Below are 10,892 nucleotides of genomic sequence, written 5' to 3'. Positions count from 1 at the left end.
CCGGCTACCGGCTGCTCAACGCGGAGGGCGACGGACTGCCGGGCTGGACCGTCGACCGTTTCGGTTCGGTCCTGGTCAGCCAGATCACCTCGGCCGGCCTCGAGAAGCTGCGCGGTCCGGCGTACGAAGCTCTGGGGACATTCTTTCCGGGATCTCCCATTCTGCACCTCGGTGATATCGCCGCCCGTCGCGAAGAAGGTCTGCCACTCGTGGCGGAGACGATCGCCGGCGTCCTGCCGCGCGAGGCGCCTTTCGAGGAGAGCGGACTGAAGTTCGTTGCCGAGCTCGAGGGCGGTCAGAAGACCGGCTTCTACTGCGACCAGCGCGACAACCGGCGGCTGGTCGAGGGCTTGGCGCGCGATCGCCGCGTGCTCGACCTCTTTTCGCACAGCGGCGCGTTTTCGCTCTACGCGCTTCGCGGCCGCGCCCGAACGGTGACCGCGGTCGAGTCGGCGGGGCGCCTGCACACGCTCGGCAAGCGGCTGGTGATCGAGAACCACCTCGACCCCGGTCGCACCGAGTTCGTCACCGCCGATGTCTTCGAGGACCTGCGCCGTCGCGCCGAACGCCGGGAACAGTACGACCTGGTGGTTTGCGATCCGCCGCCGCTCGCCAAGCGCCGCACGCATCTCGACAAGGCGGCGCGCGCCTACAAGGACCTCAATCGGCTGGCGCTCGGCCGGCTCGCACCGGGCGGCCTGTTGCTCACCTTCAGTTGCAGCGGCGCGATCGACGGCAAGCTCTTCCGCCAGATCCTCTTCGCCGCCGCGGTCGAGGCGCGGGTGGACCTCGCCCTCCTCGCTCCGCTCGCTGCCGCGGTCGATCACCCGGTCTCGGTCTTCCACCCTCAGGGCGAGTACCTCAAGGGCTGGCTCGGTGTCGTGCGGGGACCGCTCGCGTGAGCGCGCGCAAGGCGCCACGCCTGCCGGCTTCACCACCTCCGCCGGCTCTTCTGGATCCATTGACTCCTGAGGCTCCGGTGACTCCCGAGGCGCCATCGCCCTCACTGGATCCGCTCGCTCCACTCGCTCCGCTGGCCGCACCGGTCCTGGTGACTCGGGTACCTGCCATGCCAGCGCCGGCGCCGCAGACGCAGGGACCGTTGCGCCCGGTGGCCTTCGTCTACGACGGCGCCGCGGGAGAGGCGCCGCCCCGGCTCGCGGCGCTCGCGGAAGCCCTCTCCGGCCGCGGGCGGACGGCGCGCGTCCTGCCGGCGAGCGAGTTGCGGGGCGCGCGGAACGGGATTGTTGTCTTCGCCGGCAGCGTCGGAGCCGGTCCTCTCCTGCGCGCCCGGCTGGCCGGCAACCGGACGCTGGTGGACGTGCGCGGGCTCCCCGCTGCTCCACGGTTTCCCGGTGCCGCGCGCCTCGTCGACGGCGCCATCTTTCGCAATCAGCGCCAGCAGAAGGATCTCGACCGGCCGCGCTGGACGAGCCGGGTGATCTACGACGAGCCGGAGCCGGGGCTCGTGCCGCACAGCGTCGCGGCGGGCGAGTTCCGCGTCGCCTGTTTCGGGGCGGCCGCTGCTGGTGCCCACTTCGGCAAGCTCCGCGGCGTGGCGTTCATCGACAGTCATCCGCTGCGCCACGCCGGACAGTTCAACTGCCACCTTTCGCTGCGGGTCCCCGGTCCGGCCGAGCTCTACGAGCCGGGCGGCGAGGTGGCGAACGCCGCCGCCTGCGGCGCGGTTTTGGTGACCATGCGCGACGCCGCGGCGGTGGAGCTCCTGGGCGAGGACTACCCGTTCTATTGCACCGCGGACCGCACCGCGATCGAGGCGACCCTCCAGCGCGCCCGCGAGGCCTGCGGTGGCTCGCAGTGGAAAAAGGCCCTCGACCTGCTGCGCGCCGCCGGCGAGAAATCGACCCTCGAGCGCGTCGTCGAACAGCACTTGGAGCACTTCGCCGCGCTCGAGCGCGCCGTCGCGGTTTCGTAGAGTCTGTCGCCAGTTCGCCAGTTCGCCAGTTCGCCGGCCGTCGCCAGGGATCTCGAAAGGATCCCGGTGCTCGGTCGGGACCCCGGGTATCGGATTTTCCGCCTGTCGGCGGGGCCCCCCGCCACTGCGCGCCGGGATCCTTTCGAGCTCCCTGGCGCCAGCCTCTCGCTGGTGGCGGGTGGGGGAGAGGCCTCGCGCACTACGACAGGCGGGCGGTGGCGTTGGCGTGGAATCCCCGGCGCGAAGTGGCGGGGGGCCCCACCCTCCAGAAAGAAAATCTGATCGACTGGGGTCCCGACCGAGCACCGGGGATTCCACGCCAACGCCGCCGATCGCCGGCGCACTCGGGAGAGATCGGCATGCGTCGCTACCGGCCGCCGGTTGACAGCCCCGCGCGCCGCTTGCTAAGTTTCTGGGCTGCAGCGGCTTGGTCAGAGCTGCAGGAGTTGCATAGCGGTGGGAGTGCTGGAGGCCCGTAGCTCAGTTGGTTAGAGCGCAACGTTGACATCGTTGAGGTCGGTGGTTCGAGCCCACTCGGGCCTACCAAATTTCTCCCCCGCAGCTGAAGGCAGTGGTCTCGATGGGCCGGAGGGTTCCGGCGAGCAGTAGAAATTTGCGGGCGCTTAGCTCAGCTGGTTAGAGCGCTACCTTCACACGGTAGAGGTCCCCGGTTCGAGTCCGGGAGCGCCTACCACAGGTCCTCGATTTCCCCCAGGTATCGCAGCCGGTAGCCGACACAGGATTCCATGTCCATCGTACTGACTCTCCCCGACGGCTCCGAGCGCACGGTGCCCGCCGGCTCGACCGCGCTCGATGTCGCCCTGACCATCGGACCCCGGCTCGCGCAGGATGCCGTCGGCGCGGAGCTCGCCGGCCGCCGCATCGACCTGCGCGAACCGCTCCGCGAAGGTGGCCCGTTCAAGCTCTTCACCACCCGGAGTCCCGAGGCCGGCGAGTTCGTGCGCCATTCGGCCGAGCACGTCCTGGCCGACGCCGTGACCCGGCTCTGGCCCGAGGCGCTCTACGACGCCGGCCGCAAGGATCACAGCGAGAAGTTCCAGTACGACTTCCGCTTCGAGCGCGCCTTCACCCCCGACGACATCGCAGCGATCGAAGCGAAGATGCGCGAGATCGTCGCCGAGGATGCACCGTTCGAGCGCGTCGAGGTGTCGCGCGAAGAGGCGTTCGAGATCTTCCGCGAGCGCGGCAACGAGTTGAAGCTCCTGCGCCTCGAGGACATTCCCGCGGGCGACACCATCACGCTCTATCGCCACGGCCGCTTCCTCGACCTCTGCCGCGGACCGCATCTGCAGCGCGCCGGGCAGATCGGCGCAGTGAAGCTCCTCGAATCCTCCGGCGTCTACTTCAAGGGCGACGAGGCGAACGAGAAGCTGCAGCGCATCTACGGCACCGCGTTCACCTCGAAGAAGGAGCTCGAGGCGTACGAGAAGTCGTTCGAAGAGGCGCGCGCCCGCGACCACCGGCGGCTCGGCGTCGAGCTCGACCTCTTCAGCTTCTCGCCGCTCGCTCCGGCCTCGCCGTTCTTCCATCCCAAGGGCGCCACCGTCTACAACGGCCTCATCGACTACGTGCGAGAGCTCTACGCGACGCGTGGCTATGGCGAGGTGGTGACGCCGCAGATCCTCGACGTCGAGCTCTGGAAGACCTCCGGGCACTACGCGAACTATCGCGAGAACATGTTCTTCACCGAGGTCGACGAGCGCCAGTTCGCCGTCAAGCCGATGAACTGTCCGACGCACTGCATGATCTTCGGCACACGCAAGCGTTCGTATCGGGACCTGCCCATCCGCTACGCCGACTTCGGACGCCTGCATCGTTACGAACGCAGCGGCGTGACCTCGGGGCTGACCCGGGTGCGCTCGTTCGCGCAGGACGACGGCCACATCTTCTGCACCGAGGAGCAGATCGGCGCCGAGGTCCGGGCGCTCATCGAAATGTACTTCTCGGTCTACCGGACGTTCGGGTTCGAGGAGATCAACGTCAACTTCTCGACCCGGCCGGAGAAATCGATCGGCAGCGACGAGCTCTGGGAGCAGGCAGAGGCCGCCCTCAAGGGGGCGCTCGAGGCGAATCTCGGTCCGGACGGCTACGTCGTGAACGCCGGTGACGGCGCGTTCTACGGTCCGAAGATCGACTTCCAGCTGAAGGACGCCCTCGGTCGCTGGTGGCAGCTCGGGACGATCCAGCTCGACTACCAGCTGCCCAGGGCGTTCGACCTCGAATATGTCGCCGCCGACGGCACCTTCCCGCGTCCGGTGATGATCCACCGCGCCATGCTGGGCTCGCTCGAGCGCTTCCTCGGAATCCTCATCGAGCACACCGCCGGCGCCTTCCCGCTCTGGCTGGCGCCGGTGCAGGTGAAGGTGCTGCCGGTTTCCGAGAAGACCCTCGAATACTCGCGCGGGGTGGCGGCAGAGCTCCTCGCGGCGGGGCTGCGGGTCGAGCTCGACGAATCCAACGAGAAGCTCGGCTACAAGGTCCGCCTCGGGCAGCTCGAGAAGGTGCCGTACATGCTGGTCGTCGGCGCCAAGGAGGCCGAGCAGGGGAGCGTCGCCGTGCGCCTGCGCTCGGGTGAGGATCTGGGCGCCATTCCCGTCGCCGAGCTCGTGTCGCGGCTGGTCGCCCAGTCGACCCGCCGGGAGGCGGCTTTGCCGGGAGCCTCCTGATCGGATAAACTCCGGCAGTTCTGCTGGTAAGGGCGACGCTCCGCGGCCGGATGTTCCGTCCGCGGATGAGATTGCGTCGGCCCGGCGCTCTTGAGGGGGTGAGCAGCGCATCGACAAGACCGCACGCACCAACGAAGGGATCCGGGTTCGCGAAGTCCGGCTGATTGACGGTGATGGGACGCAGGTCGGGATCATCGCGACCGAGCAGGCGCTGCGCATGGCCAAGGAACAGTTTCTGGACCTGGTCGAAGTAGCTCCGGAGGCCCGCCCGCCCGTCTGCCGGATCATGGACTTCGGGAAGTTTCTCTACCAGCAGAAGAAGAAGACCCACGACTCGAAGAAGAAGCAGAAGACGATTCAGGTCAAAGAGGTCAAGTTCCGCCCGAACATCGACGACCACGACTACACCGTGAAGCTGAGGAACGCCGTGCGGTTCCTCGACGAGGGTGACAAGGTCAAGGCGACCGTGCAGTTCCGCGGCCGCGAGATGTCGAAGCCGGAGCTGGGCCTGAAGCTCCTGCGGCGATTCACCGCCGACCTGGGCGAGCAGGGTTCCGCCGAGGGTAGCGCGGAGATGGCCGGCAACCGGATGCACATGATTTTCGGTCCCGGCAAGAAGAGTGTGAAGAAGACGACGGAAGCTGCACCGGTATCGGGAGCGGCCGTCGCGAAGAAGGCGACAAGACCCGCGCCGGCAGCGGCAGCAGGTACCGCAGCCGCCGCAGCCAGTACCAAGAAGGTGACGGAACCCGCGCCGGCAGCTCCGGAAACGCCCGAGGTCGCCGCGGTCGTCGCCAAACCACAGTAGAAACGAGGTCGGACGTGGCTACCCAGAAGAAGAAGACGCACCGAGGCGCTGCCAAGCGCTTCAAGCTCACCGCCAACGGAAAATTGATGCGCGGGCAGTCCGGAAAGCGCCACATTCTCACCAAGAAGTCCCGCACCCGCAAGCGCCGTTTGTCGCGCGAAGTGGTGCAGGGCGGCGCGCTCGGCAAGACCATCGCCGCAATGATTTCGTAGAAGTCTCATCTTCCTTCGCGCCGGGAAAGACCCGTCCCGGCCGACGGAAGCCGCGAGCCCCCCTCATCTGGGCGTGGGATTCGCGGCCTTACCCGCCTGATTCCATGAATCCGGGCGAGAAACGGGGTTGGAAACGATGCCTCGCGTCAAACGCGGTGCCAAGCGCGCCCACAAGCGCAAGAAGGTCCTGAAGCTCTCCAGCGGTTTCTACGGCACGAAGTCCAATGCCTACCGCATGGCCATGCAGGCGGTCGACCGGGCCGGCAAGTTCGCCACCCGCGACCGGCGCCAGAAGAAGCGGCAGTTCCGCTCGCTCTGGATCGTCCGGATCAACGCCGCCGTGCACCAGTACGGCCTCTCCTACAACCACTTCATCTCGGGCCTGAAGGCTGCCGGATGCGAGCTCGACCGCAAGGTCCTGGCGCAGCTCGCGGCGTCCGCGGATCCGAAGGCTTTCGCCGGTCTGGTCGATCTCGCCAAGCAGGCGCTTTCCCAGGCTCCCCAGGCCTCCCCGGCTCCTGCCAAGGCCTGACGGCATGAGCGGGCCGGGGGCGACGAACGAGCCGGTCCCGACCCCGGAAGAGCTGGAACGACTGGCGGCGGAGGCCGAGGCCGCGATCTCCCAGGCGGGGGATCGCGCGGCGTGGGACGCCCTGCGCGTGGCCTGGATCGGCGCGCGCAGCGGCCGCCTGAAGGAGTTGCAGGCACTCGTGCCGAAGGCGCCCGACAAGCGTGCCTTCGGCGCCGCCTTCAACGCCCTGCGGCTGCGCATCGAGGCGGCGCTCGCGGCGCGCGACGCCGATCTCACGCGTCTCGAAGAAGAGGCTCGCCTGCGCGCGACGCGCGTCGATGTCACCCTGCCCGGGCGGCGGCCGGCGACCGGGTCGCTCCACCCGGTCACGCTGGTTTCGCGCGAGATCGAGGCGGTCTTCAGGGCTCTGGGATACAGCGTCGCCGAGGGTCCGGAGATCGAGGACGATCGCTACAACTTCGCGTTGCTCAATTTTCCCGATGACCATCCGGCCCGCGATGCCCAGGACACCCTGTTCGTCGAGGACGGGCGGCTCCTGCGCACGCACACTTCGCCAGTGCAGATTCGCACCATGCTGGCACGCAAGCCCCCCATCCGGGTCATCTGTCCGGGCCGCGTCTATCGCAACGACAACGACCTCCGGCACTCGCCGATGTTCCATCAGGTCGAGGGTCTGTGCGTTGCGGAGGGAATCACGATGGGCGACCTCAAGGGGACGCTCGAGGCGTTCATCACCCGCCTTTTCGCTCCCGACACCCGGGTGCGCCTCCGCCCGAGCTACTTCCCGTTCACCGAGCCGTCGTGCGAGGTCGACATCACCTGCCAGATCTGCAAAGGCAAGGGTTGCGCGACCTGCTCCTCGACCGGCTGGATGGAGATCCTCGGTGCCGGCATGGTCGACCCGCGGGTCCTCGCCAACTGCGGCATCGATCCCGACCGCTACTCCGGTTTCGCCTTCGGCCTCGGCCTCGACCGCGTGGCGATGAACAAGTACGGCATCCCCAACATCCGCTCGCTCTTCGAGAGCGACGAGCGCCTGCTGCGCCAGGTGCGCGGATGAAGTTCTCCTACGCCTGGCTCGGCGAGTACGTGGAGCTGCCGGCGGTCTCGCCGGCAGCCGTGGAACAGCTGGCGAACGATCTGACCTCGGTCGGACTGAGCCTCGAAGGGCATGAGCTCCTCGACGGCGATGCCGTCCTCGATGTCGAAGTCACCAGCAATCGCCCCGACTGCATGAATCATCTCGGCCTGGCGCGTGAGATCGCGGTGAAACGCGGCACGACGCTCCGACAGCCGGTTTTTTCGTTTACCGAAAGCCTCTCGCCGAACGGTCCGCGAGCGTCGGTGCAGCTCGACGACTCCGAGGGCTGCCCGCGCTTCGTCGCGCGCGTGATCCGCGGAGTAAAGATCGGACCGTCGCCGGACTGGCTGGTGCGCCGGCTCGAGGCGATCGGCTCGCGGCCGATCAACAACGTCGTCGATGCCACGAACTTCTGTCTCTGGGAGTGCGGCCAGCCGATGCACGCCTACGATCTCGCCACCGTTCCCGGCGGCGAGCTCCACGTGCGCCGCGCGCGTGCCGGCGAGAAGGTGGTGACGCTCGACGGCAAAGAACGCGAGCTCGATCTGGAGATTCTGGTCATCGCCGATCGGACGCGCGCCATCGGACTCGCCGGCATCATGGGCGGTCTCGATACCGAAGTGACGCAACGCACGAGCGATGTGCTGCTCGAATGCGCGCACTTCGACCGCCGCCGCATCCGGATCGGGGCGAAACGGCTCGGTATGCATACCGACGCTTCGCACCGTTTCGAGCGCGGCGCCGATTTCGAAATTTGCGACGAAGCGTCGCGGCGCTGCGCTGCGCTCATCGCGGAGATCGCCGGCGGCACCGTCGAGGGGCCTGGCGTCGATGTCGTCGCGACGCATCCCGCTCCGGTTTCCTGGCGGCTCTCGGGCCCCGAGCTCGAGCGCTTCGGTGGCACCACGGTTGCCGACAGCGAGATCGAACGCATTCTCACCGGCCTCGGATTCGCGCCGGCGAGGCGCGGGGAACGGATCTGGGAGGGCTCCGTGCCCTCCTGGCGCGAGGTCGACTTCGAGCCCCGCGGCGACCGGCTCCCGGCGCGCGAAGCCTGGCGCCAGGACCTCTTCGAAGAGGTCTGGCGGCAGGCCGGTCTCGACATGATTCCGGCAACGCTGCCGGCCCTGGGCGGCGTCGACAGCGGCGAGAACGCCGAGCACGACCGCCGCGACCGCCTGCGCGACCGCCTGGCCGCCTGGGGCTACGCCGAGGCGATCCACTATGCGTTCGGCGAGCGCCGTGCCGACAGCGCCTTCCCGCGGCTGGTGGGCGAGGGGGAACCGATCGCGCTCGCCAACCCGCTGTCCGAGCTCTACGCCGTGATGCGGCGTTCGCTGGTGCCAAACCTCGCGGCGGCGGCGGAGTTCAATGCCAACCGCGGCGCACGCAGCGTCCGGCTCTTCGAGTCGGGGCACCTCTTCCCGGGCAGCGGGATGCCCGAAGTCGAGGCCCTCGCCATGGTGACCGGAGGGAGCGACGGCGGACCGTGGGACCGCCGCGCCGAAAGCGATCTGCTGGGACTCAAAGGTGAGATCGAGGCCCTCCTGGCCGACCTCGGCGTGGACGCGCAGGTCGCCCCTGCCGAGCTCCCCGGTGTCACGCCGGGGACCGGCGCCTCTCTGAGTCTGGGTGGCGAGGCCGTCGGCTGGTTCGGCCGCCTGCAGGCGTTCGACGGCGCCTTTCCGCTCTTCGCGGCGGAGCTGCTCCTCGACCGGCTGCCGCTCCACGGAGACCGCATCCGGGTCGAGCCGCCGTCCCGTTTTCCCGGGATCGACGCCGATCTCACCCTGACCCATGCGCTCGACCTCCCCTGGCGCGATCTCGCCGCGGCGATCGGCGAGGCGCGGGTCGAGGATCTCGCCCGCTTCCATCTCAAGGATCGCTACCAGGGCAAGGGGATCCCGGCCGGCGCCGTGGCGACGACGATCGCGTTTCACTACAACGCTCCCGAGCGCTCGCTGACCCAGGAAGAGGTCAACCAGCGGCACCAGGCGCTGGCGGGAGACCTCGAACGCAGGTTCGGGGTGGACCGCCGGTCGGGAGCGGAGGAGGGGCGATGACTCACGACTTCATGGCCGACCTCGAGGCGCGGGTGAACGCGGCCGCCGCGCGGATCGAAGAGCTGCAGCGCGAGAACCGGCGGCTGGAACAGGAGCTCGCCCAGAATCCACTGCGCGACTTTGCTCCACCACCCCCGCCGCCGCCGCGTCCCGCTGCGACAGCGAAAGCCGAGAAGCCCGACCGCGCCGAGAAGGCGTGGACGAAGGAGCGCGACGAGATCCGCCGCCGGCTCGAGGCCCTCATCGCCCGCCTCGAATCCCTGCTGCAATAGCGATTCCCGCACGGCGTGGCGCGCCGCCGCGCCCGGCGCAGACCGACCTCCCGTAACTTTTTCCTCCTTCGGGGATCCTGTAGTCGAAGGAGGACGGAATGGTTCCAGCTTCGACAGCAAGTGCGACCCCTGCGCTCCGGCTCACCCGTGTCGAGAAGCGCTACCCCTGCTTCACTTTCGGCCCAATCGATCTCGATCTCGCACCGGGCGTGACGCTCGGCCTGCTGGGCGAGAACGGCGCCGGGAAGTCGACCCTGCTCCGCATCCTGCTCGGTCTGGTGCGCCCCGACGCCGGCGAGGTCGAAGTGCTGGGCCTCGCGATGCCCGAACGCGAGCACGAGATCAAGTCGGGTGTCGCCTATGTCTCCGAGGACATGGCACCCTACGGCGGGAAGTCGATTGCCTGGAACCTCGATCTCGTCCGCTCGCTCTCCTCGCAGTGGGACGAGGAGCGCGCCACGACGCTGCTGCGCCGATTCGGTCTCCGGCCCGAACAGCGGACGAAAGGGCTCTCGCGCGGCCAGACGGTGCGTCTCCTTCTGCTGCTCGCCCTCGTGCGGCGACCGCGGCTGCTGCTTCTCGACGAGCCGACGAGCGGCCTCGATCCGCGGATGCGCCACGACCTGCGCGAGGAGCTCGGCCGCGTCGCCAGAGAGGACGGAACGACGATCGTCTTCTCCTCGCACCTCACCGAGGACATGGCGGCGCTCGCGAAGGAGATCGTGATCCTCGACCGCGGACGCATCGTCCGCCGCGCGGCGACATGTACGCTCCTCGCCGAGGGGCCGCTCGAGCGGGTCTTCCTCGACGCGACGTCCGCCACCGGCAGGAGGGTGGCGTGAACGCGCGCACGGTGGCCCTGCTCGCGCGCAAGGACCTTTCGCTGCTGCGCTGGCCGCTGCTGCTCTACGTCGCGATGGGCGCTCTCGCCGTGGGGCTCGCCGGAAGTGACGACCGGGCCGCGCGCTCGCTCGGCCTCACCCTGGCGGCGAACGTCTTCATCGCCACCTGCTTCCATCTCGTGTTGAGCAATGTCCTCGGCGAGCGCCAGAACAGGACACTCGCTTTCACCCTCTCGCTGCCGGTCTCGCCGCGCGAGATCGTGGCGGGGAAGCTCGTCTCTTCGGTGGTCATGTATCTGGCGTGCGGCATTCTCGCCGCCACGGCCCTGGTGCACCTCGCGCCGGTCGACGTCTTCGCTGCGATGGCCGCCGACGGCCGCGGCGTGCTCTCTCACCTCGCCTCCTGGGCGGCCTACTTCGGGCTCGTTCTCGGCGGCTTCCTCGCCCTTTTCTCCGTCG

11 protein-coding genes and 2 tRNA genes are annotated in these 10,892 nt (G+C 68.6%); all 13 read left to right on the top strand.

The window, feature by feature from the left end:
- Positions 1–902 (top strand): class I SAM-dependent rRNA methyltransferase (locus KBI44_19925; protein ID MBP9146750.1); only part of this gene is annotated, 902 nt, incomplete at its 5' end.
- A 167-nt stretch (positions 903–1,069) separates the two neighbouring features.
- Positions 1,070–1,936, top strand: coding sequence for a hypothetical protein (locus KBI44_19920; GenBank protein MBP9146749.1), 867 nt, complete (start codon positions 1,070–1,072; stop codon positions 1,934–1,936).
- Between the two features lie 469 nt (positions 1,937–2,405).
- Positions 2,406–2,482, top strand: a tRNA-Val gene (locus tag KBI44_19915).
- 71 nt (positions 2,483–2,553) lie between these two features.
- Positions 2,554–2,630, top strand: a tRNA-Val gene (locus KBI44_19910).
- Positions 2,631–2,682: 52 nt separating this feature from the next.
- Positions 2,683–4,623 (top strand): threonine--tRNA ligase, encoded by a 1,941-nt coding sequence (gene thrS / locus KBI44_19905; GenBank protein MBP9146748.1) that lies wholly within the window; start codon positions 2,683–2,685, stop codon positions 4,621–4,623.
- 109 nt (positions 4,624–4,732) lie between these two features.
- Positions 4,733–5,431 carry a translation initiation factor IF-3 gene (infC, locus tag KBI44_19900; protein MBP9146747.1) on the top strand — a complete coding sequence of 233 codons (699 nt, stop codon included), beginning with the start codon at positions 4,733–4,735 and terminating at the stop codon, positions 5,429–5,431.
- 14 nt (positions 5,432–5,445) lie between these two features.
- A complete protein-coding gene (rpmI, locus tag KBI44_19895; protein ID MBP9146746.1) occupies positions 5,446–5,643 on the top strand; it encodes a 50S ribosomal protein L35 in 198 nt (65 codons plus the stop codon).
- A 136-nt stretch (positions 5,644–5,779) separates the two neighbouring features.
- Positions 5,780–6,175 (top strand): 50S ribosomal protein L20, encoded by a 396-nt coding sequence (gene rplT, locus KBI44_19890; protein MBP9146745.1) that lies wholly within the window; start codon positions 5,780–5,782, stop codon positions 6,173–6,175.
- A 4-nt stretch (positions 6,176–6,179) separates the two neighbouring features.
- A complete protein-coding gene (pheS, locus tag KBI44_19885) occupies positions 6,180–7,235 on the top strand; it encodes a phenylalanine--tRNA ligase subunit alpha (GenBank protein ID MBP9146744.1) in 1,056 nt (351 codons plus the stop codon).
- Positions 7,232–9,319: a phenylalanine--tRNA ligase subunit beta gene (gene pheT / locus KBI44_19880; GenBank protein ID MBP9146743.1), complete on the top strand. Its 2,088-nt coding sequence runs from the start codon at positions 7,232–7,234 to the stop codon at positions 9,317–9,319. The genes pheS and pheT overlap by 4 nt, the downstream gene beginning before the upstream one ends.
- A complete protein-coding gene (locus KBI44_19875; protein MBP9146742.1) occupies positions 9,316–9,591 on the top strand; it encodes a hypothetical protein in 276 nt (91 codons plus the stop codon). The genes pheT and KBI44_19875 overlap by 4 nt, the downstream gene beginning before the upstream one ends.
- A gap of 98 nt (positions 9,592–9,689) precedes the next feature.
- Positions 9,690–10,433 (top strand): ABC transporter ATP-binding protein, encoded by a 744-nt coding sequence (locus KBI44_19870; protein ID MBP9146741.1) that lies wholly within the window; start codon positions 9,690–9,692, stop codon positions 10,431–10,433.
- The coding region (locus tag KBI44_19865; GenBank protein ID MBP9146740.1) for an ABC transporter permease subunit at positions 10,430–10,892 on the top strand (463 nt) is incomplete at its 3' end. The genes KBI44_19870 and KBI44_19865, both read left to right, overlap by 4 nt.

It is taken from the genome of Thermoanaerobaculia bacterium (assembly GCA_018057705.1).
Lineage (GTDB): Bacteria > Acidobacteriota > Thermoanaerobaculia > Multivoradales > JAGPDF01 > JAGPDF01.
This window is presented reverse-complemented; position numbering and strand designations above follow the sequence as displayed.

Bases quoted from the DNA above. Each gene is read 5' to 3' on its own strand.
- KBI44_19920 (MBP9146749.1), top strand. From the start codon at position 1,070: ATGCCAGCGCCGGCGCCGCAGACGCAGGGACCGTTGCGCCCGGTGGCC.
- thrS (MBP9146748.1), top strand. From the start codon at position 2,683: ATGTCCATCGTACTGACTCTCCCCGACGGCTCCGAGCGCACGGTGCCC.
- rplT (MBP9146745.1), top strand. From the start codon at position 5,780: ATGCCTCGCGTCAAACGCGGTGCCAAGCGCGCCCACAAGCGCAAGAAG.
- pheS (MBP9146744.1), top strand. From the start codon at position 6,180: ATGAGCGGGCCGGGGGCGACGAACGAGCCGGTCCCGACCCCGGAAGAG.
- pheT (MBP9146743.1), top strand. From the start codon at position 7,232: ATGAAGTTCTCCTACGCCTGGCTCGGCGAGTACGTGGAGCTGCCGGCG.
- KBI44_19875 (MBP9146742.1), top strand. From the start codon at position 9,316: ATGACTCACGACTTCATGGCCGACCTCGAGGCGCGGGTGAACGCGGCC.
- KBI44_19870 (MBP9146741.1), top strand. From the start codon at position 9,690: ATGGTTCCAGCTTCGACAGCAAGTGCGACCCCTGCGCTCCGGCTCACC.